The following is a 24,177-nucleotide window of genomic DNA, read 5'->3' on the forward strand; positions in this document are numbered from 1 at the left end:
ATTCCTGAATCTGAAGATGAAAAACGCGTCAGGTGCCAGACGCGGCACCGCTATATATAGTGGCAAAACAGTGAGGTCAAGCGCGGTCGATCACTCGTGCGACTTGGCCAACAGCCCAGGCAACCCTTCTTCGGCCTTGACCAAAGCAAAGCGTGGCACCTGCTCGCCGTCAACCTCGACGGACTCCTGGAACATCGAAAGAGGCCGTACCCAGAACCCGTATTCACCATACAGGCATTGGTAGAAGACCATCCACTCTTCAGTTTCGGAGTGCTGCGCAACACTGAAGACACGGTACTCAGGCCCCTTGTAGTGCCGGTATACGCCTGGCTGTATCTGCATGTCGCTCACCCTTTTTAATAAAACCTGTAAAAAACAAAACCGGGGCACAAGGCCCCGGCTGCTGTCCCGCGACGCGATCAGACGCGTTCGAAGACAGTGGTGATGCCCTGGCCGAGGCCGACGCACATGGTCGCCACCCCCAGAGTACCGCCATTCTGCTTCATGACGTTGAGCAGGGTGCCGGAAATACGTGCACCCGAGCAACCGAACGGGTGGCCCAAAGCAATGGCGCCGCCGTGCAGGTTAACCTTCTCATCCATCTTGTCGAGCACTTTCAAGTCTTTCAACACAGGCAAGGCTTGTGCGGCGAAGGCTTCGTTGAGCTCGATGAAGTCGATATCGGCCATGCTCAGGCCGGCACGCTTGAGGGCTTTCTGGGTCGATGGCACCGGGCCGTAGCCCATGATTGCCGGGTCGACACCGGCCACGGCCATGGCGCGAATTACCGCCAATGGCTGGATGCCCAGGTCCATGGCGCGCTGGCCAGACATGACGATCATGCACGAAGCACCGTCGGTGATCTGTGACGAAGTACCCGCGGTGACGGTGCCACCTTTCGGGTTGAACGCAGGCTTCAGCGAGGCCAGCCCTTCGAGGGTGGTTTCCGGGCGAATGGTCTCGTCAAAATCGAAGACCTTCAGGAAGCCATTCTCGTCATAGCCCTGCATCGGGATGATCTCGTCCTTGAACTTGCCTTCGACCGTCGCCTTGTGAGCGAGCTGGTGCGAACGCAGGCCGAAGAGATCCTGCTGTTCACGGCTGATACCGTGCATTTTGCCGAGCATCTCTGCAGTCAGGCCCATCATCCCGGAAGCCTTGGCAGCATGCAAGGACAGGTGCGGGTTAGGGTCGACGCCATGCATCATGCTGACGTGGCCCATGTGCTCGACGCCGCCAACCACGAATACATCGCCGTTGCCGGTCATGATCGCCTGGGCGGCGGTGTGCAGCGCACTCATCGACGAGCCGCACAGGCGGCTGACGGTCTGCGCCGCCGAGGTGTGCGGGATCGGTGTCATCAGCGACGCCATACGGGCAATGTTCCAGCCCTGCTCCAGGGTCTGGTTGACGCAGCCCCAGATCACGTCCTCGACTTCTTTTGGGTCGACCTTGCCGTTGCGTTCCAGCAGTTTGGTGATCAGGTGCGCAGACATGTCTTCGGCGCGGGTGTTGCGGTGCATGCCACCCTTGGAGCGGCCCATTGGCGTGCGACCGAAGTCGACAATCACCACGTCTCTTGGATTCAGGCTCATATCAAATCTCTCGCTCTACGCTCAGTTGAAGAAGCGCTGGCCATTTTTGGCCATTTCGCGCAGCTTCGCGGTCGGGTGGTACAGCGGCCCCAGGTCAGCGTACTGATCGGCCAGGGCGACGAATTCGGCGACACCGATCGCGTCGATGTAGCGCAATGCACCGCCACGGAAGGGAGGGAAACCAATGCCGTAGACCAGGCCCATGTCGGCTTCGGCGGCGGTTTCGACGATGCCGTCTTCCAGGCAACGCACGGTCTCCAGGCACAGCGGGACCATCATCCAGTTGATGATGTCTTCGTCAGTGACTTCACGCTGCTCGAACACGATCGGCTTGAGCACGTCGAGCACGGCGGCGTCGAACACCTTCTTCGGCTTGCCACGCTTGTCGGTCTCGTAGGCGTAGAAGCCCTTGCCGTTCTTCTGGCCCAGGCGGTTGGCCTCGTACAGGGCGTCTACCGCCGAACGGCGCTCGTCCTTCATGCGGTCCGGGAAGCCTTCGGCCATCACGTCGCGGCCATGGTGGCCGGTGTCGATGCCGACCACGTCCATCAGGTAGGCGGGGCCCATGGGCCAGCCGAACTTCTCCATGACCTTGTCGATGCGCACGAAGTCGACGCCAGCGCTGACCAGCTTGGCGAAACCGCCGAAGTACGGGAACAGCACGCGGTTGACCAGGAAGCCCGGGCAGTCGTTGACCACGATCGGGTTCTTGCCCATTTTCTTGGCATACGCCACGGTGGTGGCAACCGCCACTTCACTGGACTTCTCGCCGCGAATGACTTCGACCAGCGGCATCATGTGCACCGGGTTGAAGAAGTGCATGCCGACGAAGTTTTCTGGGCGCTTGAGCGCTTTGGCCAGCAGGTTGATGGAGATGGTCGAGGTGTTGGAGGCGAGGATGGCATCCTCTTTCACCTGGCCTTCGACTTCTGCCAACACGGCTTGCTTGACCTTCGGGTTCTCGACCACGGCCTCGACGACGATGTCGACGTGGGCGAAATCGCCGTAGGACAGGGTCGGGCGGATGGCGTTGAGCGCTTCAGCCATCTTGGCGGGGGTCAGGCGGCCTTTTTCAACGCGATTGCCCAGCAGCTTGGAGGCTTCGTTAAGGCCCAGCTGAATGGCGTCTTCGCGGATGTCCTTCATCAGGATCGGCGTACCCTTGACCGCCGACTGGTAGGCGATGCCGCCACCCATGATGCCAGCGCCGAGCACGGCAGCCTGCTTCACGTCACGGGCGATTTCGTCATGGGCCTTGGCCTTGCGCTTGAGCTCCTGATCGTTCAGGAACAAGCCGATCAGGCTCTGGGCAACCGACGTCTTGGCCAGCTTGGCAAAGCCTGCGGCTTCGATTTCCAGGGCCTTGTCACGGCCGAAGTTGGCGGCCTTCTGAATGGTCTTGATGGCTTCGACCGGCGCTGGGTAGTTCGGCCCAGCCTGGCCTGCGACAAAGCCTTTGGCCGTCTCGAACGCCATCATCTGCTCGATGGCATTGAGCTTGAGCTTTTCCAGTTTCGGCTGGCGCTTGGCCTTGTAGTCCAGCTCGCCGCTGATGGCGCGCTTGATCAGGTCCAGGGCACCGGCTTGCAGCAGCTCAGGGGCGACCACGGCGTCGACGGCACCGACCTTGAGGGCGTCTTCGGCACGGTTTTCCTTGCCGGCGGCAATCCACTCGACCGCGTTGTCCGAACCGATCAGTCGCGGCAGGCGCACGGTACCGCCGAAGCCTGGGTAGATGCCCAGTTTGACTTCAGGCAGGCCAATCTTGGCAGTGCTGGCCATGACCCGGTAATCGGCCGCCAGGCACATTTCCAGGCCACCGCCCAGGGCGATGCCATTGATGGCGGCAACGGTTGGCACTTCGAGGTCTTCGAAGGCATTGAAGATGCGGTTGGCTTCCAGGCTGCCGGCTACCAGCTCGGCCTCGGGCAGCTTGAAGTTGTCGACGAACTCGGTGATGTCGGCGCCGACGATGAACACGTCCTTGCCGCTGCTGACGATTACGCCCTTGACCGAAGCGTCGGCCTTGATGGCATCGACCGCTTCGCGAAGCTCGTTCAGGGTCAGGCGATTGAATTTGTTGACGGACTCACCCTTGAGATCGAACTTGAGTTCGACGATGCCACTTTCAAGAGCCTTAACCGTGATGGCTTTACCTTCGTAAATCATCAACTGATCTCCACGATATGGAAGCTAACTGTACACGCCGGTCGCTGCTGCATCAGGCAGGCCATGCCGCCCTGCCCCAGGCACACCCGTCAGCGCGCTAGTCGGGACTATGAACGAGCCGTGTGACATACAAACGCTCAATTCATACGCCCGTTTGATTTGGGTGTGCACACATTCTCCGAAAAGATCAGCGTTGTCAAATGCTCACGCACTGAGTGAAAACGCGACTTTCCGGTCATTTTGTAGGGTCTGGGTACAAAGCATGACGTCAGTGATCGCTTCACATTCATGTCAGCAATTGACCATGGGAAAACAGGCCCGTGCCTGCCAGGGGAAGATTTTTTTCAGCAGATCGCTGGCAGCCGACTACACTGCCAATGGCTTCAAGCATTCCCGGCCTGCCTGGCCTTTTCTGCGCAGCAGAACGCAAAGCGGCGACTTGGCACCCCACCCCTTCAGGGGCTCTGCCAAGCCGCCGCTTTGTCGTTTAACGCGCTTTTTAATTGGCGAGGGGTCAGGCGAGGGTTTCGAGGACGTGCGCAATATCCTGCAATACAGATTTATCGCCCCGCTCGGTCCAGTACAAAGCGATCATACGGGGGTCGGCCTCAACCTTGTAGACACTGGCCGGCAAGCGCGCAAAGGCCTCGGCAAGGCGCGGATCCTCACACGGCTCGCGCCATTGGTTCCACCACACGCCTGGCGTGACCTGCCAGTAGCAGAAGCTGTCCTCGCGCCCCTTGCGCCGCCCACGGTGGTACTGCGGGCAGGGGCTTGGCGGCTCCTTTTCCAGCCAATGTGGCCATTGCTGAGGCGCCAGCTGCATGGCCAGACCCATGCGACGCGCTTCCAGGCGCAGGTTCATCTGCTCGCCCTGCTTACGCGACGTGCGCAACCAGGAAAGCGGGCTGAGAATCAGCGCAAGGATTGACACCACCAGCAATACCGTCATATCAGTAGACCCCATAAAGCGTTGCAAATGAGCTGGTTAGCCATTTTTCACGGAAGACCCGCCCGAAAGCGACCATACTTCTTCTATCGCGATTGTCAGGAGTACCGCTCATGCAATACGAACATTTGTTGGTCGCCGTCGACCTGACCGAAGAATGCGACCCGGTGATCAAGCGCGCCATGAAGCTCGCGGAACCCTCAGGCGCCAAGGTATCCCTGGTACACATCGTCGAACCGATGGCCATGGCATTTGGCGGCGACGTGCCCATGGACCTCTCACAGCTGCAACAGCAGCAGTTCGATCAGGCCAAAGAGCGAATGGAGCGCTTGTTCAACAAATACCCGGACATCAACCGCGGCGATTCCCACCTGACCTACGGCCAGCCCCGCCAGGAAATCCACCAACTGGCCAAGGACCAGAAGTGCGACCTGATCGTGGTCGGCAGCCATGGCCGACATGGCCTGGCTTTGCTGCTGGGCTCCACCGCCAACGACGTGCTGCATGGCGCGCCATGCGACGTGCTAGCGGTGCGGCTACAGAAGAAGGAATGATTTAACCTGTACTGGCCTCTTCGCGGGGCAAGCCCGCTCCCACAGGTACGCCACAGGCCTTGAGGTATGTGGCGATCCTGTGGGAGCGGGCTTGCCCCGCGAAGGGGCCGGCTCAGGTTAACCGCTGATCAGCCTTCCAGCTCAGCCCAGCGCTCTACCAGCACATCCAGCTCGCCTTGCAGCTTCTCGATCTGCGCCAGCACCGCCGAAGTCTCGGCGATTGGCCGCTGATAGAAGCCCGCCGCATTCACTTCTTCCTGCGCCTCAGCCATGCGCTGTTCGATCGCATCGATCTGCCCAGGCAACATCTCCAGCTCACGCTGCAGTTTGTAGCTGAGTTTCTTCTTCGAGGCGTCGGCCACGGCTGCCGCTGGCGCCGGTGCGGCTTGCACGTCCTGCTTTTCCACCACCGCGCTGTTGAGCTCGGACTTGCCGCCCTTGCTTTCGGTCACGCCCAGCAGCTTGGGCGAGCCGCCCTGACGGATCCAGTCCTCATAGCCACCGACATACTCGCGCACCTTGCCCTCGCCTTCGAACACCAGGGTGCTGGTGACGACGTTGTCGAGGAAGGCCCGGTCGTGGCTGACCATCAGCACGGTGCCCTTGTAGTTGGACAGCACCTCTTCGAGCAGCTCGAGGGTTTCCACATCGAGGTCGTTGGTCGGTTCGTCGAGCACCAGCAGGTTGGCCGGCTTGCTGAACAGCTTGGCCAACAGCAGGCGCGCACGCTCGCCACCCGACAGCGCCTTGACCGGCGTACGGGCACGCTGGGGGCTGAACAGGAAGTCGCCCAGGTAGCTGAGCACGTGGCGGTTCTGGCCATCGATCTCGATGAAATCGCGGCCTTCGGCCAGATTGTCGATCACGGTCTTTTCCAGATCGAGCTGATGGCGCATCTGGTCGAAGTAGGCCACTTCCAGCTTGGTGCCACGCTCGACCTTGCCCGAGATAGGCTCCAGGTCACCGAGCATCATCTTGAGCAAGGTGGTCTTGCCGGTACCGTTGGCACCCAGCAGGCCAATACGGTCCTGACGCTGCAGGACCATGGAGAAGTCCTTGACCAGCATCGGGCCGTCGGCATGGGCGAAGCTGATATTTTCCAGCACCATGACCTGCTTGCCGGACTTGTCCGCCGCCTCGATCTGGATGTTCGCCTTGCCCTGACGCTCACGGCGCTCGCCGCGCTCGACGCGCAAGGCCTTGAGGGCACGTACGCGCCCTTCGTTACGGGTACGCCGGGCCTTGATGCCCTGGCGGATCCACACTTCTTCCTGGGCCAGGCGCTTGTCGAACAGCGCGTTGGCGGTTTCCTCGGCGGCCAGCGCCGCTTCTTTGTGCACCAGGAAGCTGGCGTAATCACCGTTCCAGTCGATCAGCCCACCGCGGTCCAGTTCGAGGATGCGAGTGGCCAGGTTCTGCAGGAAGGACCGGTCGTGGGTGATGAACAGTACCGCGCCATTGAACCCGCGCAGCGCCTCTTCAAGCCAGGCGATCGCACCGATGTCCAAGTGGTTGGTCGGCTCGTCGAGCAGCAGCAGGTCAGGCTCCGACACCAGCGCCTGGGCCAACAGCACGCGGCGGCGCCAGCCACCGGACAGCTCGGCCAGGGTCTTGTCGGCAGGCAGTTGCAGACGGCTCAGGGTGCTTTCGACCACCTGCTGCAGGCGCCAGCCGTCACGGGCTTCGAGCTCGTGCTGAACGTGCATGAGTTTTTCCAGGTCTTCGTCGCCCTGGATGTTCTGGCTCAGGTGATGGAACTCGGCCAGCAACGCGCCAACGCCATCGAGGCCCTCGGCCACCACATCGAACACGCTGCGCTCGTCGGCCAGCGGCAATTCCTGCGGCAGCTCGCCGATCTTCAGGCCCGGAGCGCGCCAGATCTCGCCGTCGTCGCCCTTCTGCTCGCCTTTGACCAGGCGCAGCATGCTCGACTTGCCGGTGCCGTTGCGGCCGATGATGCACACCCGCTCGCCACGAGCGATCTGCCAGGACACTTTGTCCAGCAGCGGCATGGCGCCGAATGCGAGGGACACATCGCTGAATTTGAGCAGGGTCATGTTGGTCTCCATAAATCGGGCGCGCATTCTACCTGACTTGGGCCCCCACGGCATTAAGTTGACCACCCGGTGAGGGCTTTACGACATCTGGTCGAACATAATGTCTTGATACAAGCGCTGTGCTTTCATCTGCCGCCGGCAAACGGCTAAGCTAAGGCATAGCTTCCAACAGTGCTGGCTTCGCCGTCACTTCCCCATGGTTCAACTGCCCGGACGTATCATGCGCAGCCGCCTGTTACAGATTGCATCCTGCTTGCTGCTTACCGCCGCCACCGCCAGCGCGGCGCAGGCCCTCGACCTCACTCAACAGCGCCAGTACTACGACGAGGCCAAGCGCGCCCTGGCCAAGGGCGACAAAGGCCCGTACCTGCGCTATGCCCAGCAATTGCGTGATTACCCGCTGACGCCCTACCTGACCTACGACGAGCTGACCGCACGCCTGAAGAGCGCCAGCAACGAAGAAATCGAAGGGTTCCTGGCCAAACACGGCGACCTGCCCCAGGCCAACTGGATGAAACTGCGCTGGTTGCGCTGGCTGGCCGAGCGCGGCGAATGGAACACCTTCGTCAAGTACTACGACCCCAAGCTCAATTTCACCGAACTGGACTGCCTCAACGGCCAGTACCAGCTCAGCCACGGCCTGCGCGCCGAAGGCTATGCCACGGCCGATAAACTGTGGAATGTCGGCAAGTCGCAACCGGCGGCCTGTGACACGCTGTTCGGCATGTGGGCCGCCGAGGGCCAGTTGACCGAGGCCAAGCGCTGGAACCGCACCAAGCTGGCGGCCCAGGCGCGCAACTACGGCCTGGCCAACAACCTGGTCAAAACCCTGACCACCCTCGGCCCGCAAGGGCGCCTGCTGATCGATGTGGCACAGAAGCCCGAGCTGCTCAACCAGCCGTCGCGCTTCACCCCGGTCAACGAGGCCATGTCCGACGTGGTCAGCCTCGGCTTGCGCCGACTGGCCCGGCAGAACCCGGAGCGGGCCATGGCCCTGCTCGACGACTATGCCCAGCGCATGCACTTCTCCCGCGACGAGAAGGTGGCCATCGCCCGCGAGATCGGCCTGACCCTGGCGCGCCGCTACGACCCACGCGCGCTCGACCTGATGACCCGCTACGACCCCGAGCTGCGCGACAACACCGTCAGCGAATGGCGCCTGCGCCTGTTGCTGCGCCTGGGCCGCTGGGAAGATGCCTACGAGCTGACCAAGCGCCTGCCCCAGGACCTGGCCAGCAGCAACCGCTGGAAGTACTGGCAGGCACGCAGCCTCGAACTGGCCCAACCGAACAACCCGCAGATTCCACTGCTGTACAAGACCGTGGCGCGCGAGCGTGACTTCTATGGTTTCCTCGCTGCCGACCGTGCACAAACCCCCTACCAGCTGAACAACAAGCCCCTGGTGCTGAGCCAGCAGTTGGTCACTAAGGTGCGCAATACCCCGGGCATTCAACGTGCACTGGAATTCCATGCCCGCGGGCAGATCGTCGAAGGGCGCCGCGAGTGGTACCACGTCAGCCGCCACTTCACCCGTGACGAGATGGTCGCCCAGGCACGCCTGGCCTATGAACTGCGCTGGTACTTCCCGGCCATTCGGACCATCAGCCAGGCCCAGTACTGGGATGACCTGGACATCCGCTTCCCGATGGCCCACCGCGACACCCTGGTGCGCGAGGCCAAGGTCCGCGGCCTGCATTCAAGCTGGGTGTTCGCCATTACCCGTCAGGAAAGTGCCTTCATGGAGGATGCGCGCTCCAGCGTGGGCGCCAGCGGCTTGATGCAGCTGATGCCGGCCACCGCCAAGGAAACCGCGCGCAAGTTCAGCATCCCGCTGGCCTCGCCGGCGCAGGTGTTCAACCCCGACAAGAACATTCAGCTGGGGGCCGCGTACCTGAGCCAGGTGCACAGCCAATTCAATGGCAACCGGGTACTCGCTTCGGCGGCCTATAACGCCGGCCCCGGGCGGGTACGCCAGTGGCTCAAGGGCGCTAAACACCTGAGCTTCGATGTGTGGGTGGAATCGATCCCGTTCGACGAGACGCGCCAGTACGTACAGAACGTGCTGTCGTATTCGGTGATCTACGGGCAGAAGCTCAACTCGCCGCAGCCGCTGGTGGATTGGCACGAGCGCTACTTCGACGATATGTAAGCTACCCCTTGTAGGAGCAGCCTTGCGCTGCGAAGAGGCCGGTAAAAACACCCTGGATCTTCGGTGTTGTTACCGGCCTCTTCGCAGCGCAAGGCTGCTCCTACAGGACTTCGACCTTCATCCCCACTTCCAGCACGCCACTGCCATCCGCCGCCAGGTTCTGCCCGAACAACACATCCCCTTCTCTCTCGCGGAACGTTTTGAGCGTGGTCATGGGCTCGCGGTCCGGGCTGCGTTCGCCGGTCCGTGGATCGATGGTGGTGAAAATGCACCGCACGCTGGGCTTGAGCACGCGAAACTCGAGGGTGCCGATACGAACCCGCTTCCAGCCGTCCTCGGCGAACGGCTCTGCGCCTTGTACCACCAGGTTGGGCCTGAACCGTAGCATCTCCATGGGCCGGCCAACGCGCCGACTGAGCTCGTCCAACGACCCCTGGCCGATCAACAGCAGCGGAAAACCATCCGGAAACGCCGCACGGTCACTGTTCAAGCCATAACCATTGGGCAGGTAACGCGCCCGTTGCTCCGGGCAATACACCAGCCGCACGTCCTTGCCCAGCAACGCCGACAGCCAGTGCGCCGCAACCTCGCCAGCATCGGGCACCCGCAGGGTGTCGCGCCAGATAGTCACGCCCCGCAAGTCATCGTCGGTAAGCGGTACAGGCACCCGCAATGGCACCTGCCCTGGGGCCTCCAGCAGCAACTGCCCAGCATCGTCATCGCTCGCCCTGAGCTGGCCGAGCTGTGGCCAGGCACGCTGGGTGAGGAAGCGGCCATTTTCCGCCTCCACCACCATCCAGCGACGGTCACCCAACAACCCCAACTGGCCGACCGGCGAAGCCTGCAAGCTTTGCGCCTGCCCCGACTTCACCGGGTATCGATACAACTCACTCAGAAACATCCCTGCCGCCTCGCGTCATTCGAAACGCCAAGCTTATACCCGGCAGGGCCAGGGATCACGCAGTAGCCGTATCCAGCAGCAGGCGCTGCTTGACCACCTCGACCAGGCGATCCGGCTGGAACTTGGACAAGAAGTTATCGCAGCCCACCTTCTTGACCATGGATTCGTTGAAACTGCCCGACAACGAGGTGTGCAGCACCACGTAGAGCTGACGCAAGCGGGCATCGCTACGGATCTCGGTGGTCAACCGGTAACCGTCCATCTCCGGCATTTCGGCGTCGGTGAACACCATCAGCAGCTTCTCGCACACATTCTCACCGGCGTCAGCCCAGCTTTTGAGCAGGCGCAGCGCCTTCAAGCCATCACTGGCCACGTGCAGCTTCATGCCCAGTTGCGACAGGGTGTCACGCAGCTGTGCCAAGGCAACGCTGGAATCGTCCACCAGCAATACTTCACGGCCTCTGGCGCGGGCCAGCACGGGGTCGGCAAGCCGTTCGCCGGAGACCTTGGCGTTGTACGGGACGATTTCTGCCAGGACCTTCTCCACATCAATCACTTCGACCAGTTTCTCGTCGACCTTGGTGATGGCGGTCAGGTAGTGCTGGCGCCCGGCACTGGTCGGCGGCGGCATGATCGCTTCCCAGTTCATGTTGACGATGCGGTCAACGCCCCCCACCAGGAAGGCCTGCACCGAGCGGTTGTATTCCGTGACGATGATAGTGCTGTCCGGCCCGGGTTGCAGGGGCCGCATGCCGATCGCCTGGGACAGGTCGATCACCGGCAGGGTCTGCCCACGCAGGTTGACCACGCCGCAGACAAAGGCATGGCGCTGCGGCATCAGGGTCAGCTTGGGCAGTTGGAGCACTTCCTGCACCTTGAACACGTTGATCGCGAAGAGCTGCCGACCTGCCAGGCGGAACATCAGAATTTCCAGGCGGTTCTCGCCCACCAATTGCGTGCGTTGGTCTACTGTGTCGAGAATGCCGGCCATTGGAAACCCCCAGGCTTGAGTCGAAAAAGTGTATTCATCCACCCTGTATCGGCGGGTTCACGCGCACCTTGACCCTTGCGGGAAAATGCCGAGAAGGTAATTGATATCACTTTACCATCATGCTTTACTGCGGGCACATCGAGGCAGGCCAGTGCCCGTTAGCACCTTGTTGCACCCTGGCCTCCCATCAGGGAAACCCTTAGATGCAATCGGGTGCAACCTGATGTTCGCGATATCCATTAGCCATTAATGTGACGCCATTCTCATTGCATGAATGGAGTCAGGCTTTTGTTCGCTATCGTATCGCCGTGCCCGCCCCTTGCCCGCGCCCAACGCGCCCGAGCGTCCTGATGGACAGTGCCTTATCGTTTGAAGGTGCGTTGCAAGACTTTCTGCTGGATGCGCAAGTCTTGCTGAGCCAGTCCCAGGAATGCCTGCAGCACCTGGAACTGATCGACAACGACGGAGACGCCTGCGGTTGCCTGAACACCGCCCTCGACACGCTCGCGAGGCGCGCCACCCGGCTGGACCTGCTCGAAGTTGCCCACTACGCCACCGTTCTGCAGCAATTGCTCGCACCGGCCTGCCAGCAGCAGCGCCTGCAACGTGAAGCCCTGCCCGCAACCGACGCTTGCCTGACCCTGCTGGCCTGGCAACTCGAGCTGATCGACCCGCGCACCGGGCAGCTGAACCTGGATACCGGCGAACAAATCACATTGCTCAATGAACTGGCCAGCGTGCTCGATCAACCATTACCGCAAGCCTGTGCCGCCTGCGATGAGCGCGGCAGCCACTGCACTCACCCGCATACAGCCACAACAGCCGCCCAAGGCACGCACCCCCGCGTTTCACAATAACTAACAAAAGAGCAACTAAGGGCGTTGTTGGCCAAACTTGGAAGTTTCGCCAACTGTCGCCAGCACTGCGCGCGTGATTATTGCCCTAGTTACACTCGGCATGATTGACAGACGAATAGTGGCTGGCACTTTGCTATTGACTCGAGTCGGACGAACGTGCCGAAACAGCCCGTAAACATGAGGTTTCAAAGCATTGCCCAACAGCGACCAACGCCGTGTGAAGTGTTACCATGCTCGCCAGCGACCGCCTTCAGCCGGCATCAAGGCTGATTGAGGACGTGCCCCGCAAAACATATAAAGTACTGCGCCAAAGCCTCTGCTAAGACTTGTGCAAGGCCTCCATCAGCAATACTTCAGTGGCTTTTCTATCTATGCTCCCACGCTTGAAGACTCTTCTGCGCTGCTGCTCCCGCACTGCCCTGCTGCGCTGGATGACGATCGTGCTGTGCGTGGCCTCCATGGTCGCCAACCTGCTGCTGTACATGGCCGGCCAAGCGATACCGGCCAGCCTGTTGATGCTGCAGGTCGCGGCGATGCTTGGCGTTGGCCTGCACGTGGGCCTGGGGGCCGGGTCGATCCGCCTGCACCCGGCAGAACTGGCCAAGCGCATGCTGATGGTGCAGGAAAGCGAGCGCCAGCACCTGGGTCGCGAACTGCATGATGACATCGGGCAACTGCTCACCGCAGCCAAGCTTCAGTTGCAATGGCTGCAACGGCGTATGCCCGATGAGTTGCACAGCCACTGCGACACCCTGCGCACCACGCTCGACAACGCGCTGAGCAACGTGCGCGATGTCTGTGCCCTGCTCAACCCTCGGCAACTGGCCAGCCTGGGCCTTGAGGCCAGCCTGCGTGCGCACCTGCTGCGCACGCTGGAAAAAACCGATGTGCACTGGAGCCTGGTCTGCAATCAACGCCTGGGCGGCATTGACGAAGCCGTCGCCATGGCGGTGTTTCGCATCACCCAGGAAGCCGTGACCAACATGCTGCGCCATGCCCAGGCGCGCAATCTGTCGATCCGCCTGCAACGCAGCCCCGCAGGGCTTGCCTTGATCATTCAGGACGATGGCCGCGGCTTTGTCCCCGCCAGGCACCCGGCCGAAGCAGGGCAACGCGGTTTGGCCGGCATGCAGGAACGGGTGACGGCCTTACAGGGGCGTCTCGACATCACCAGCCAGCTTGGCGTGGGCACGCAGATCGAAGCGCTGTTCCCGTGGCCGCCACGCACCCAGGAACGCGCCAGGAGCTTTACCGCCCATGACCTGTAGACTGCTGTTGGTGGACGACCACTCGCTGATCCGCGCCGGGGTCCGCGCACTGGTCTCCGACATCCCGGGCTACTGCGTGGCCGGTGAAGCCGATGACGGCAACCAGCTGCTTGAGCACGTGCGCAACCTGGCACCCGACATCGTCCTGCTGGACATTTCCATGCGCTCGACCAGCGGCCTCGATGCCCTGACACAGCTGCGCGCCAGCGGCAGCACCTGTAAGGTACTGATCCTGTCGATGCACACCGACCCGGACCTGATCATGCGTGCCCTGGAAAGCGGCGCCCATGGCTACCTGCTCAAAGACACCAGCGCGACCGAGCTGGAGCAGGCCTTGTGTGCCCTGCGCAACGGCGAGCGCTACCTCAGCCCGGCGATCGCCCACACCGTCATCAACCAGGCGCTGCTGCATACCCAGCACCGCAAGCAACCGAACCGCGACCGCCACAACCTGACCGCACGCCAGCTGGAAATCCTGCGCCTGATCGTGCGCGGCAAATCCACCCGGGAAATCGCCAGTGGCCTGGGGCTCTCGATCAAGACTGTGGAAACCCACCGTTCGCAAATCATGAAACGCCTGCAGATTCACGATGTGGCGGGCCTGGTGCTGTACGCGGTACGCGAAAAAATCATCAGCCTGGACGACTGAGCAACGGCGAGTCGACCGGCAAGTGCACCTGCAACGCGGCGGGCTTTGCCTCGAAGCGCAGGCTGTCGACCTGCAGCGGCTCACCGTCTAGGTTGATGTCCAGCCCCTGCGAGCTCTTGATCTCCACCCAGGGCAGCCTGGCCCGGACAAACAACCCATCCCCGGCCAGCAGGTCGCGCAACGCCCCCACCACTTCCTGCGGCGCTGGCAGTATGGCGACATCCAGCAGGCCATCGTCTGCCAGCGCCTCCGGGCACAGTGCCTGCCCACCGCCGGCCTGCCGGCCATTGCCAATGCCCAGCGCCAGCAGATCACCCTGCCAATGGAAGTCGGGGCCCTGTAGTTCCACTGAGGCCGCCTGCAACTCGCTGAAGCGCGACAGCCCCGTGAACAGGTAGGCCGCAGCCCCCAGGATCTTTTTCAGGTCCTCCGAGGTGTTGGCCGTAACCTGGCTGCCGAAGCCGCCGGTGGCCATGTTGAGGAACAGGTGATCACCGACCTGGCCCAAGTCGATAGGCCGCGCCGGAGTATTCAGCAATGCCAGTGCGGCGTCCGGCTCCAGTGGCACGCCCGCAGCCTTGGCGAAATCATTGGCGGTGCCCAAAGGCAACAGCGCCAGGCTGGCCTGGGCCGCTGCCAAGCCCATGGCTTCAGCGACATCGCGCAACGTACCATCGCCGCCGCCCGCGACAATATGGGTGTAGCCAGCGGCCAGCGCCTCGCCCACCAAGCGCTGAGCGTCCCCGGCTTCCCAGGTGACCCGCACATCCAGCACCCAGCCGCTCTCGCGCATCGCCAGCACGGCACTGCGCAGCGCTTCGTTCATCGCCTGCTTGCCGTGCAGGATCAACATTGCCTTGCGCCCTTGCATCGCGCTTCTCCAGGAAAAAATAGCTAACCCAGATCTCGACCACCGGCACACACCGATCGTTGCATGCCCCGCACAATAACACTGGATTTCACCCATTTTTTACACGCCCGCAAATGCGCGGCTATGCTCAGGAAAGCCACCTTTGACAAGTATTTGACCCAGGTGAATATATCTAGCAAAAAGTCAAACTATTGACTTTTCATCACCTAAGTTCTGCTTCACCGACAGCCATGGACGCGCCCCGGCAGCAGTGATCGGCTGACTGCCGACGGGCGCGTCTTTTTATCCGCGATCTGTAACGAGGGTTCCGGGTCATGCGCATTCTCTGGACACTGCCCTACTTACCCTGGCCGACCACCAGCGGCGGCAAGACTCGGCAATACCACCTGCTGCGCGAACTTGCCCAGCGTGGCCACCGGATCACCCTGTTGGTGCAGTCCAAGATCCCCCTGAGCGATGCGGCCCGTGAAGCCCTTGAACCCTGGGTCGAACGCTTGATCGTGTTGCCCAGGCGCGCCCTGCACAGCCCACTCAACCTGCTGGCGTCACCGATCATCGACTATCCCATGCGGGCGATCATCAATGGCTTGGCGCCCTGCCTGAGGCACCGCTTCGAGCAACTGCTGGACGAACCCTGGGACGTCATCCAGATCGAGCACAGCTACAGTTTCCAGCCGTTCGAAAAAGCCCTGCAGGCACGCGGGCTGCCCTTCATGCTCAGCGAGCACACCCTGGAATCGGTGATGGGCGGCGCCTGCCATGACCGCCTGCCGCTGTGGCTGCGCCCGCTCAATGCATTCGACCGCTGGCGCTATCGGCGCTGGGAGCAGCGGGTGCTGCGCCAACCCAGCGAAGTGGTGGCGGTCAGCAGCCACGACGCCGAACTGATCGCCCAGATCAGTGGGCGCCCGGTAAATGTGGTGGTCAGTGGCGTGGACTGCGATTTCTACCAGCACGTGCAACCGGCGTTGCACAGCCAGCGCCTGCTGTTTGTCGGCAACTTCGAATATGGCTCGAACCTTGAGGCCATCGAATGGGCGCTGGAAGAGATCATGCCGCAGGTGTGGATGAGTAACCCGGCCGTGCGCCTGGCCATAGCCGGCCACGCCCTACCAGCCAGCTGGAAGCTGCATTGGAACGACCCACGCATCGAGTGGGTCGGCTACCGCCCCGACCTGCGTGAACTGCAACGTCGCTCGGCACTGTTCTTCGCCCCACTGCTGTATGGCGGAGGGTCCAAGGTGAAGCTGCTCGAGGCGATGGCTGCGGGGCTGCCGGTCATCACCACCAGCAAGGGGGTATCAGGGCTGGCCGTGAACAACGGCGAACACTACTTGGGCAGTGACGATGGTGACCAACTGGCCCTGCTGATCACCCAACTGCTCAACCAGCCTTGGCGCATGGCCCAATTGAGCGAAGCCGGCCGGCAATTCGCCCGCCAGCGTCACGATTGGAGCATTGCCGCCCAGCAATTGGAAAACGTGCACATGCGCCTCAACCAGGTGCAACCCGCCAGCGCCACGCCACTGGCGGGCGGCTGGCTTGGGCGCTCAACCAAGTAGCTCGCTGAAGGGGATGAACGGCACACTGTCGCCCTGCTTCGGCGTACTGCCTTCACGTACCTCGACCAAGCCCTCGGCCCAGGCCGCGCTGCGCAGTACGCCAGAGCTCTGGTTTTTGTAGATGCGCACCTGGCCCTGCTCGATGCGTGCGCGCAGGTACTCGCGGCGCGTACCTGGCTTGGGCCAGTCGAAGCCCGCTGGCATGTCGAAGCGCAGCGGCGTGACATCAGCCACGCCCTGACGGCGCAACAGATACGGCCGGGTCAGCAACCCGAACGTGACCAGCGTGGACGCCGGGTTGCCCGGCAAACCGATCACCGGGACGCCACGAAAGTGCCCGAACGTGAGCGGCTTGCCCGGTTTGATCGCCAGCTTCCACAAGGCCAGCTCGCCGGCCTCGCGCAGGGCGGCACCCAGGTAATCAGCCTCGCCCACGGAAACGCCACCGGTGGACAGAATCAGGTCGACATCGCCCAATGCCGCCAGGCATTCACGGGTGCGCGCCAGGTCATCGGGCAAAATCCCCGCATCCCGCACCTCACAACCCAAGCGTTGCAGCCAGCTGACCAGCAAGCGGCGGTTGCTGTTGTAGATTTGCCCTGGCCCCAGGGGCAGGCCAGGCTCGATCAGCTCGTCACCGGTCGACAGCACTGCCACGCGCACCTTGCGCACCACATCCAGACGGGCCTGGCCAAGGGTCGCAGCCAAGCCCAGCTCGATCGGGCCCAAGCGTGTACCGGCGCTCATTACCTGCTCGCCCTGGCGTGTTTCCTGGCCTTGCGGGCGAATGTTCTGGTCGACCTTCAGCGGTTCGAGGAAGCGCACCCGGCCATCGTCAGCCACTTCGGCGTTTTCCTGCATTTCGACGCAGTCGGCGCCAGCCGGCACCGGCGCGCCGGTGAAGATGCGGGCACAGGTACCCGGCTGCAGCGGCTGCGGCGCATGGCCGGCGAAGATGCGCTGGCTCACCGGCAAGGGCTCACCCTGCCAGTCCGCCAGGCGCAGGGCATAGCCGTCCATGGCGCTATTCGGCCAGGGCGGCAGGTCGAGCGAAGCCACCAGGTCACGCGCCAGCACGCGCCCCTCGGCGTCGGCCAGCGACACATTTTCGGTTTCCTGGATGGGTGCGGCTTCTGCCAAGGCCAGCAGCTGCGCCAGTGCGTCTTCCACCGGCATCAGGGGCCGGGCTTGGGCAGACTCAACCACGACTTTCACAGGCCGCTGCCTGCTTCAGGTGGGGCACGAAATTGCACGGGCGATGGCGGGCATCGAGCTGCTCGGCCAGGATGCCGTCCCAACCGGTGCGTACCGCATTGGTCGAGCCCGGTAAGCAGCACACCAGCGTGCCATTGGCCAGGCCAGCGAGGGCCCGCGATTGCACGGTGGAGGTGCCGATGTCGGCCACGGAAATCTGCCGGAACAGTTCACCGAAACCATCCACCTGTTTGTCCAGCAGGCAAGCCACGGCCTCCGGGGTGCTGTCGCGGCCGGTGAACCCAGTACCGCCGGTGATCAATACCACTTGCACTGCGTCATCGGCGATCCAGGTCGCGACCTGGGCGCGGATCTTGTACAGGTCGTCCTTGAGCAATACCCGCGATGCCAACTGGTGGCCGGCCGCAGTCAGGCGATCGACGAACAGCTGACCGGAGGTGTCATTGTCGAAGGTGCGCGTGTCGCTGACCGTCAACACGGCGATGTTCAGGGGCACGAAGGGGGTATCTGCCTTGGCTTTCATGGGGGTCCGTCACAAGAAGATGGGATGGCGCATTTATAACACAGCACCCCCCGATACAACCTCGTGCCCCTGTGGCTTGCCCTTGGTCAATACCCTGGCTTTACCGCTATGCTGCACTGGAAAGGAACTTGCGTGGACGCCCTGCGTCTTAAAGTCATCTAGCACTGTCGCACTGGAGAAACACGATGATTCAACGGACCCTTCCCGCCTTCCTGCTTGCCTTGGGCCTGGGCGCCCTCGCCGGCTGCGCATCGCCGACCGTCATTACCCTGAATGATGGCCGCGAGATCCAGGCAGTGGACACCCCGTCCTTTGACGAGGACTCTGGTTTCTACGAATTCGAGCAACTCGACGGCAAGCGTACGCGCCTGAACAAAGACCAGATTCGTACCGTCAAAGAGCTGTGATTCAGCCGCCCTTTTTGGCAAACGCCCTTTTAACAACAAGGGCTTGCGTGCCAAAAAGGGATGCAGTAGGATTTCGTTCATCGGAGTGTAGCGCAGCCAGGTAGCGCGTCTCGTTCGGGACGAGAAGGCCGCAGGTTCGAATCCTGTCTCTCCGACCAAATCCTATTCAAAAAGCCCGCCTTGCGCGGGCTTTTTGTTGTGCGCGAGAAAATCCCCCTGACTTATAGGAGCAGCCTTGTGCTGCGAAGAGGCCGGCGCAGGCCTACCCATCAGTCGGCGTCTGTACCGGCCTCTTCGCAGCACAAGGCTGCTCCTATGTATGGACTCGCCCACACTGTCTAGCTGCTTTTGAACTTAGGAACCCGGTTGCATCTATGTATCAGGCCTATTCGAGGAAGCTTTTTGCTTCTGGCCAACATCGTGGTGAGCTCGCAGCGTGCCGTTTACATTGAGGCCATTCATCAGGCCTGTAGGAGCAGAGGCATCTGTCTGCGACGGTCTTACCAGGGGTCAATGTTCACTAGCAGGGGTTGGAGCGCTCGGCGCCCCGGTGGCATTGCTCGGTTGATCAGAGGCTCATAGCAGCCTCCGAGTTGCTGTTCGGTTTGCGCTGATATACCTGATCGCTCTGCAACAAGGCCCAGATAATGCGCAGATTTCGATTAGCCAGTCTGATCGCCGCCTCCTTGCGTCCAAGGCGGGATAGCCAGCGTAAAAGGCGGTGATCGTCTGGCTGATCGGAATCAGGCCTTAGCTGACTCAAGACAGCATGCGCCCCCTGGATCATCAGGCTGCGTATGTAGCCATCACCTCGCTTGCTCATCCTGCCCAGCCTGATTTTGTTTCCGCTGCTGTGCTGGTCGGGCACGATACCGAAGAAGGCGGCATACATTCGGCCACTGGCGAAGCGGCTAGGCTCGGTCTGTTTCGCCACGATCGCCGTGGCAATGATTGGGCCCACGCCACGAATGGTGATCAACCGCTGTGCGACCTTATCTTCCTGGGCTGTCGCTTCAAGCCGCCTACTCAGCGTCGCAATGCGTTCACCCAGAGAGAGCCAGTCAGTCAGCAGCTCATCGAGCAACTCGCGCAACAAGTCGGGCAGAGGTAAAGAGGCATCTTCAAGAGCCCGTGGCACATGCGAATTGATCGCCGCATCGCCTTGAGGCATGGAGACGCCATGCTCTAGCAGCAGGCCACGTATCTGATTACCCAGCGCTGTATGCCGCTTGATGTTGCCGCGCCGGACACGGTGCAGCGCTTGAATAGCCAGTGCTGTAGTGCTCTTGATCGGGATTGAGGCAATACTGGTATCGCGACCGGCACGCAAAATGGCATGGGCGTCGTTACGGTCATTCTTCGCGCCGCTGCGGTGTTCGGCAACGCGTTGCGCAGGCAGGATCCGAACCGGATTACCCTTGGCCTGCAGTAGTCTGGCCCAGGCTTGAGCACCAGGACCGCACTCCATTAAGACAGTCACCGTCACTGGCAGCTTGATTAGAAAATCATGGAAATTTTGACGGGATTTGATGCGATTTTCGTAGATCACCCGCCCGGTAGCATCCTCGCCTGCTAACTGGAAGACCTGTTTGGCCAGGTCTACGCAGAGGGTTGTGCAAAGCTCCACATCAGTGGAAGACAGGGGATCGTGCTTCGAACTATGCTTCTTCATGGTCTCGCCCTCGCTGCCGTTGGCTTCTTTGAACGCCACCGTGGCACTGTGATGCCTCGGCGGGGGCGAGTCCATCGATTACAGTCAGTGACCTGCAACGCTAGTTATTGCTCGGCTTGTACCGGCACATACAGCAGTTGCAGGCGCTCGCTGCTCCACGCTCGGGTCTGGTTGGTCAGCGCCAGGTCGTTGTTCAGCTTTTGCCCATAGCTGGGCACGATCTGCTTCAGCTTGGCCTGCCATTCAGGGGTCTTGAGGCGGTCCTTGAAGGTCTTCTCCAGCACGGTCAGCATGATTGGCGCGGCGGTCGAGGCGCCCGGAGAAGCCCCCAGCAGTGCAGCAATGCTGCCATCCTGGGCGGCGACCACTTCAGTACCAAACTGCAGCACGCCACCGAGCACGGGGTCCTTCTTGATTACCTGCACGCGTTGACCGGCCTGCAGCAGCTTCCAGTCTGCGTTCTTGGCATTGGGGAAGTACTCGCGCAACGCATTCATGCGGTCATCGAAGCTGAGCATCAACTGCCCCATCAGGTAAGTGCTCAGGTCGATGTTGTCGATGCCGGCGTTGACCATCGGCAGCACGTTATGGCTGTTCAGCGAAGCGAACATGTCCAGCAGCGAGCCCTGCTTGAGGTACTTGGTGGAGAAGGTCGCGAACGGCCCGAACAGCAACACTTGCTTGCCGTCGATCATCCGGGTGTCCAGGTGCGGGACCGACATCGGCGGTGCGCCGACCGAGGCTTTGCCATACAACTTGGCCTGATGGCGTGCAACCACGTCCGGGTTATCCGTCATGAGGAATTGACCGCCCACCGGGAAGCCGGCATAGCCTTCGGCCTCGGGGATGCCCGATTTTTGCAGCAGCTTGAGCGCACCGCCCCCGGCACCGATGAACACGAACCGGGCATTGACCGCCACCTCGTGACCGCCCTTGGCCAGGTCGGCCACCACCACACGCCAGGTGCCATCGTCGTTGCGCACGATGTCACGCACTTCGTGGCTGAGGTTCAGGGTGACGTTGGGGTTGCGGGTCATCGACGCGAACAGTTGACGGGTGATCTCGCCGAAATTCACGTCGGTGCCGATTGCCATGCGCGTGGCGGCGACCTTCTGCGCAGGGTCGCGGCCTTCCATCACCAGCGGTGCCCAGTGGCGGATCTGCTCGTGGTCTTCGCTGATTTCCATGCCACGGAACAGCGAGCTGTGCTGCAGGGCAGCGACGCGTTTGTGGAGGAAGGCAATGTTGTCGTCACCCCAGACGAAGCTCATGTGCGGCACGTTGTTGATGAACGACTTCGGGTTGCTCAGCACGCCTTGCTCGACCTGGTAGGCCCAGAACTGCTTGGACACCTCGAACTGCTCGTTGACCCCCACGGCCTTGCTGATGTCGATGCTGCCATCCTTACCGACACTGGTGTAGTTCAGCTCGCAAAACGCGGAGTGGCCGGTGCCGGCGTTGTTCCAGGCGTTGGAGCTTTCTTCGGCGACCTGGTCCAGGCGCTCGTAGACGTCGACCTTCCAGTTCGGCTCAAGCTCCGTGAGGTAAGTGCCCAGGCTTGCACTCATGATGCCGCCGCCAATCAGCAGGACGTCGACGGTCTTTTCCGGCTCCGCGGGTTTGGAGCAGCCGATGACGCTCAGGCAAAGGAGCGTCAGCAGTATTTTTTTCATTAGCTCAATCCAATTGATGTGAAGGATTGGCAGTCGTTGGCCCCGGCATGCACGCCCGGATGTTGTTGTTTTTTAGCTGGGTGTTTCGCGGGATCGGGGCACGATCGCCTCGGGCCGTGGCCCGGGCGCGCTTAAGCAGGGAATGTGCCAACCTGTCTTAGACCAATGGCTAAGGGGTGAGACAGCGGGTCGCATGGCGACAATCCGCCACACTTACGCCAGGTTCGCTACGTTGATGGCGGATTTCCCCGGGGCCGCTGCGCGCCCCATCGCCGGCAAGCCGGCTCCCACACCGGCACTGGATTGCTTGAGACTTGCGCCATCCCTGTGGGAGCCGGCTTGCCGGCGATGGGCCGCGCAGCGGCCCTGAACAGCAGGTCAGGCCGTCAGCCGCGACGTCACTTCGCCCAACTGCCCCGACAACCCATGCAAACGCTGCCCAGCCTGTTCGGTCTGCTGCACCGCTTCTTGGTTAGTGGTGGCGATGCGGGTGATCTCGATCAGGTTGCGCGAAATATCCTCGGCCACACTGGTCTGCTCCTCCGCCGCCGTGGCGATCTGCCGGTTCATGTCGCGGATGGCCTCCACCGCCAAGGTGATGCGCTGCAACATCTGCCCGGCCTGCTGGACCTGCTCGGCCCCCTCTTCGCTGCGCTGCTGGCCACTTTCGATGGCTTTGACCGCCTCCACCGCACCCGACTGCACCGCCTCGATGATCTGGTTGATCTCGGCAATCGACGCGGCCGTGCGCTGGGCCAAACTGCGCACCTCGTCCGCCACCACCGCAAAGCCTCGTCCGGCCTCGCCCGCGCGGGCTGCTTCGATGGCCGCGTTGAGCGCCAGCAGGTTGGTCTGCTCGGCAATGCCACGGATGACTTCGAGCACCTTGCCGATCCGCGTACTGTCATGTTCCAGGTCGCGAATCACCGCCGCCGTGCCGGCGATTTCGCGGTTGACCACGCCAATGATGTCGATGGTCTGCTGCATCACCTGCTCACCAGCCTGTGCACTGTGGTCGGCATCATCGGCAGCGCGGGCGGCGTCGACGGCGTGGCGGGCCACTTCCTGGGCAGTGGCGGACATCTCATGCATGGCCGTCGCCACTTGGTCGGTGCGCTGGAACTGGTCATGCGTGCCGCGCGCCATGTCGGCGGCGATGCTGCGCAACTGGCCACTGGCGCCTTCCAGCTCTTGGGCGTTGTCCTGCAGCCGGCCGACGGTCTCGGCCAAGAAGTCACGCAGGGTATTGGCCGCCCGAGCCAAACGCCCCAGCTCATCCTCGCGGCGGCTGTCGACGCGGGCGCCGAAGCGGCCCTGGCTCAATTGCGCGACATAGTCGATCAACTGGCGGATCGGTTCGATCAGGCTGCGGTTGATCAGCCACAGGCTGAACAGGCCAACCAGTACCGCCGACGCCAGCATCACCAGCAGTCCCAGCCACACGGTGCGCTCGGCGCTGGCATTGATGACCGCAGCCCGTTCACGGGCATCGCCGCGCAGTTGTTCGACCAGCTCGCTCATCTGTTCGCTGGCGGCACGGTCCACGCCCTTGACCGCCAGGTCGCCTGCTACCGGGTCGCCCCCTGCAGCGATAAACGCCTGGCGGCCCTGCGCATAGGCCTGGCCCAATTGCCGATGGCTATCTCGCAGCTGCTGCAAGGGGGCTTTGAGCCTAGTGTCACTGCTGTCGATCAATTGCCCCAGCAACTGCTGAACCTGCTGCTCGCGGGCCTGAAACTGCTGCCAATACTTGTCCAGCTCGGCGGGCTGGCGACCGCGTAACAGCACGTTCTTCCATTCCTGCACCTGGATCTTGAACTGCAGGTTGGCTTCATCGATCAATTGCGAAGCGCGCAGCGGGCCATCGACCAACTCGGCATAGCCGCGCACGCTGGAAGACAAAAACTGGAAACACACCAAGGCGATCAGCAGCATGGCTGCCAGGCTGCCGCCAAGCAGGGCGAGAATTTGCACTCTGAGGGATTTACGCAACATCGCGGATCTCAAGACCAGTAGGGAAGGAACAGCGCACAACGGCAGCGCTGGGAAAGACACTCCATGTCCTCGTAGGCTGGCGTGCAAAAAAAAGGCTGCCATCGTTCGATAGCAGCCAGC

20 protein-coding genes, 1 tRNA gene and 1 pseudogene are annotated in these 24,177 nt (G+C 62.0%); 8 read left to right on the forward strand and 14 right to left on the reverse strand.

Annotated elements, in window-relative coordinates:
• Positions 1–90 precede the first annotated feature (90 nt).
• The 4 genes from HU764_RS17815 to HU764_RS17830 all read right to left on the reverse strand — a co-directional run bounded on the left by HU764_RS17815 (position 91) and on the right by HU764_RS17830 (position 4,716).
• Entirely contained in the window at positions 91–342 is a 252-nt protein-coding gene (locus HU764_RS17815; protein WP_027596627.1) for a DUF1653 domain-containing protein, read from the reverse strand.
• 77 nt (positions 343–419) lie between these two features.
• Entirely contained in the window at positions 420–1,595 is a 1,176-nt protein-coding gene (gene fadA / locus HU764_RS17820) for an acetyl-CoA C-acyltransferase FadA (RefSeq protein WP_027596628.1), read from the reverse strand.
• Between the two features lie 21 nt (positions 1,596–1,616).
• Positions 1,617–3,764 carry a fatty acid oxidation complex subunit alpha FadB gene (fadB, locus tag HU764_RS17825; protein ID WP_186703866.1) on the reverse strand — a complete coding sequence of 716 codons (2,148 nt, stop codon included), beginning with the start codon at positions 3,762–3,764 and terminating at the stop codon, positions 1,617–1,619.
• A gap of 514 nt (positions 3,765–4,278) precedes the next feature.
• Positions 4,279–4,716: a hypothetical protein gene (locus tag HU764_RS17830; RefSeq protein WP_027596630.1), complete on the reverse strand. Its 438-nt coding sequence runs from the start codon at positions 4,714–4,716 to the stop codon at positions 4,279–4,281.
• A 110-nt stretch (positions 4,717–4,826) separates the two neighbouring features.
• Here HU764_RS17830 and HU764_RS17835 point away from each other — a divergent pair, with 110 nt between their 5' ends.
• Complete coding sequence (locus tag HU764_RS17835) at positions 4,827–5,267, forward strand: universal stress protein (protein WP_099453382.1); 441 nt, start codon at positions 4,827–4,829, stop codon at positions 5,265–5,267.
• A 128-nt stretch (positions 5,268–5,395) separates the two neighbouring features.
• On the opposite strand, the gene HU764_RS17840 is transcribed toward HU764_RS17835, so the two are convergent.
• Entirely contained in the window at positions 5,396–7,324 is a 1,929-nt protein-coding gene (locus HU764_RS17840; protein WP_027596632.1) for an ATP-binding cassette domain-containing protein, read from the reverse strand.
• A gap of 220 nt (positions 7,325–7,544) precedes the next feature.
• Between HU764_RS17840 and HU764_RS17845 the strand changes: the two genes are divergently transcribed.
• A complete protein-coding gene (locus HU764_RS17845; protein ID WP_186682348.1) occupies positions 7,545–9,473 on the forward strand; it encodes a transglycosylase SLT domain-containing protein in 1,929 nt (642 codons plus the stop codon).
• A gap of 100 nt (positions 9,474–9,573) precedes the next feature.
• On the opposite strand, the gene HU764_RS17850 is transcribed toward HU764_RS17845, so the two are convergent.
• Both HU764_RS17850 and HU764_RS17855 read right to left on the reverse strand, forming a co-directional pair.
• On the reverse strand, positions 9,574–10,374 hold the full coding sequence (locus tag HU764_RS17850) for an MOSC domain-containing protein (RefSeq protein WP_186682350.1): 801 nt from the start codon (positions 10,372–10,374) through the stop codon (positions 9,574–9,576).
• A gap of 55 nt (positions 10,375–10,429) precedes the next feature.
• Complete coding sequence (locus HU764_RS17855; RefSeq protein WP_027596634.1) at positions 10,430–11,365, reverse strand: chemotaxis protein CheV; 936 nt, start codon at positions 11,363–11,365, stop codon at positions 10,430–10,432.
• 350 nt (positions 11,366–11,715) lie between these two features.
• Between HU764_RS17855 and HU764_RS17860 the strand changes: the two genes are divergently transcribed.
• The 3 genes from HU764_RS17860 to HU764_RS17870 all read left to right on the forward strand — a co-directional run bounded on the left by HU764_RS17860 (position 11,716) and on the right by HU764_RS17870 (position 14,139).
• On the forward strand, positions 11,716–12,222 hold the full coding sequence (locus HU764_RS17860; protein WP_186703867.1) for a histidine kinase: 507 nt from the start codon (positions 11,716–11,718) through the stop codon (positions 12,220–12,222).
• Positions 12,223–12,593: 371 nt separating this feature from the next.
• The gene (locus HU764_RS17865) at positions 12,594–13,490 is read left to right on the forward strand and encodes a sensor histidine kinase (RefSeq protein ID WP_085274206.1); all 897 of its coding nucleotides are present in this window, start codon (positions 12,594–12,596) and stop codon (positions 13,488–13,490) included.
• Positions 13,480–14,139: a response regulator gene (locus HU764_RS17870; RefSeq protein WP_099430045.1), complete on the forward strand. Its 660-nt coding sequence runs from the start codon at positions 13,480–13,482 to the stop codon at positions 14,137–14,139. Before HU764_RS17865 ends, HU764_RS17870 begins: the two co-directional genes overlap by 11 nt.
• Here HU764_RS17870 and yegS read toward each other — a convergent pair.
• A complete protein-coding gene (gene yegS / locus HU764_RS17875; protein WP_186703868.1) occupies positions 14,123–15,010 on the reverse strand; it encodes a lipid kinase YegS in 888 nt (295 codons plus the stop codon). The genes HU764_RS17870 and yegS overlap by 17 nt on opposite strands.
• 314 nt (positions 15,011–15,324) lie before the next feature.
• Here yegS and HU764_RS17880 point away from each other — a divergent pair, with 314 nt between their 5' ends.
• A complete protein-coding gene (locus HU764_RS17880) occupies positions 15,325–16,572 on the forward strand; it encodes a glycosyltransferase family 4 protein (protein ID WP_186703869.1) in 1,248 nt (415 codons plus the stop codon).
• On the opposite strand, the gene HU764_RS17885 is transcribed toward HU764_RS17880, so the two are convergent.
• Positions 16,561–17,748, reverse strand: coding sequence for a molybdopterin molybdotransferase MoeA (locus tag HU764_RS17885; protein ID WP_186703873.1), 1,188 nt, complete (start codon positions 17,746–17,748; stop codon positions 16,561–16,563). The genes HU764_RS17880 and HU764_RS17885 overlap by 12 nt on opposite strands.
• 22 nt (positions 17,749–17,770) lie before the next feature.
• Positions 17,771–18,310, reverse strand: coding sequence for a molybdenum cofactor biosynthesis protein B (gene moaB / locus HU764_RS17890; protein ID WP_027596641.1), 540 nt, complete (start codon positions 18,308–18,310; stop codon positions 17,771–17,773).
• Positions 18,311–18,495: 185 nt separating this feature from the next.
• Between moaB and HU764_RS17895 the strand changes: the two genes are divergently transcribed.
• Together HU764_RS17895 and HU764_RS17900 are read left to right on the forward strand one after the other, a co-directional pair.
• A complete protein-coding gene (locus HU764_RS17895) occupies positions 18,496–18,717 on the forward strand; it encodes a YgdI/YgdR family lipoprotein (protein ID WP_027596642.1) in 222 nt (73 codons plus the stop codon).
• 81 nt (positions 18,718–18,798) lie between these two features.
• A tRNA-Pro gene (locus HU764_RS17900) sits at positions 18,799–18,875 on the forward strand.
• Between the two features lie 410 nt (positions 18,876–19,285).
• Here HU764_RS17900 and HU764_RS17905 read toward each other — a convergent pair.
• From HU764_RS17905 to HU764_RS28155, 4 genes and pseudogenes are all read right to left on the reverse strand, one after another.
• Entirely contained in the window at positions 19,286–20,344 is a 1,059-nt protein-coding gene (locus HU764_RS17905; RefSeq protein WP_186683367.1) for an IS110 family RNA-guided transposase, read from the reverse strand.
• A gap of 149 nt (positions 20,345–20,493) precedes the next feature.
• Entirely contained in the window at positions 20,494–22,062 is a 1,569-nt protein-coding gene (mqo, locus tag HU764_RS17910; RefSeq protein ID WP_186704096.1) for a malate dehydrogenase (quinone), read from the reverse strand.
• Positions 22,063–22,440: 378 nt separating this feature from the next.
• A complete protein-coding gene (locus HU764_RS28150) occupies positions 22,441–23,208 on the reverse strand; it encodes a methyl-accepting chemotaxis protein (RefSeq protein ID WP_420876205.1) in 768 nt (255 codons plus the stop codon).
• A gap of 165 nt (positions 23,209–23,373) precedes the next feature.
• Positions 23,374–24,159: pseudogene (locus HU764_RS28155) on the reverse strand (methyl-accepting chemotaxis protein); the annotation flags it as partial.
• Positions 24,160–24,177: the final 18 nt, after the last annotated feature.

Origin of the sequence: Pseudomonas kermanshahensis, assembly GCF_014269205.2 — a bacterium.
GTDB classification, from domain to species: domain Bacteria; phylum Pseudomonadota; class Gammaproteobacteria; order Pseudomonadales; family Pseudomonadaceae; genus Aquipseudomonas; species Aquipseudomonas kermanshahensis.

Excerpts from the sequence above, each read along its gene's own strand:
- HU764_RS17815 (WP_027596627.1), bottom strand. The coding sequence starts at position 342 with ATGCAGATACAGCCAGGCGTATACCGGCACTACAAGGGGCCTGAGTAC.
- fadB (WP_186703866.1), bottom strand. The coding sequence starts at position 3,764 with ATGATTTACGAAGGTAAAGCCATCACGGTTAAGGCTCTTGAAAGTGGC.
- fadA (WP_027596628.1), bottom strand. The coding sequence starts at position 1,595 with ATGAGCCTGAATCCAAGAGACGTGGTGATTGTCGACTTCGGTCGCACG.
- mqo (WP_186704096.1), bottom strand. The coding sequence starts at position 22,062 with ATGAAAAAAATACTGCTGACGCTCCTTTGCCTGAGCGTCATCGGCTGC.
- HU764_RS17830 (WP_027596630.1), bottom strand. The coding sequence starts at position 4,716 with ATGACGGTATTGCTGGTGGTGTCAATCCTTGCGCTGATTCTCAGCCCG.
- HU764_RS17855 (WP_027596634.1), bottom strand. The coding sequence starts at position 11,365 with ATGGCCGGCATTCTCGACACAGTAGACCAACGCACGCAATTGGTGGGC.
- moaB (WP_027596641.1), bottom strand. The coding sequence starts at position 18,310 with ATGAAAGCCAAGGCAGATACCCCCTTCGTGCCCCTGAACATCGCCGTG.
- HU764_RS17870 (WP_099430045.1), top strand. The coding sequence starts at position 13,480 with ATGACCTGTAGACTGCTGTTGGTGGACGACCACTCGCTGATCCGCGCC.
- HU764_RS17840 (WP_027596632.1), bottom strand. The coding sequence starts at position 7,324 with ATGACCCTGCTCAAATTCAGCGATGTGTCCCTCGCATTCGGCGCCATG.
- HU764_RS17880 (WP_186703869.1), top strand. The coding sequence starts at position 15,325 with ATGCGCATTCTCTGGACACTGCCCTACTTACCCTGGCCGACCACCAGC.
- HU764_RS28150 (WP_420876205.1), bottom strand. The coding sequence starts at position 23,208 with ATGGCGCGCGGCACGCATGACCAGTTCCAGCGCACCGACCAAGTGGCG.
- HU764_RS17860 (WP_186703867.1), top strand. The coding sequence starts at position 11,716 with ATGGACAGTGCCTTATCGTTTGAAGGTGCGTTGCAAGACTTTCTGCTG.
- HU764_RS17845 (WP_186682348.1), top strand. The coding sequence starts at position 7,545 with ATGCGCAGCCGCCTGTTACAGATTGCATCCTGCTTGCTGCTTACCGCC.
- HU764_RS17895 (WP_027596642.1), top strand. The coding sequence starts at position 18,496 with ATGATTCAACGGACCCTTCCCGCCTTCCTGCTTGCCTTGGGCCTGGGC.
- HU764_RS17850 (WP_186682350.1), bottom strand. The coding sequence starts at position 10,374 with ATGTTTCTGAGTGAGTTGTATCGATACCCGGTGAAGTCGGGGCAGGCG.
- HU764_RS17885 (WP_186703873.1), bottom strand. The coding sequence starts at position 17,748 with ATGCCGGTGGAAGACGCACTGGCGCAGCTGCTGGCCTTGGCAGAAGCC.
- yegS (WP_186703868.1), bottom strand. The coding sequence starts at position 15,010 with ATGCAAGGGCGCAAGGCAATGTTGATCCTGCACGGCAAGCAGGCGATG.
- HU764_RS17865 (WP_085274206.1), top strand. The coding sequence starts at position 12,594 with ATGCTCCCACGCTTGAAGACTCTTCTGCGCTGCTGCTCCCGCACTGCC.
- HU764_RS17835 (WP_099453382.1), top strand. The coding sequence starts at position 4,827 with ATGCAATACGAACATTTGTTGGTCGCCGTCGACCTGACCGAAGAATGC.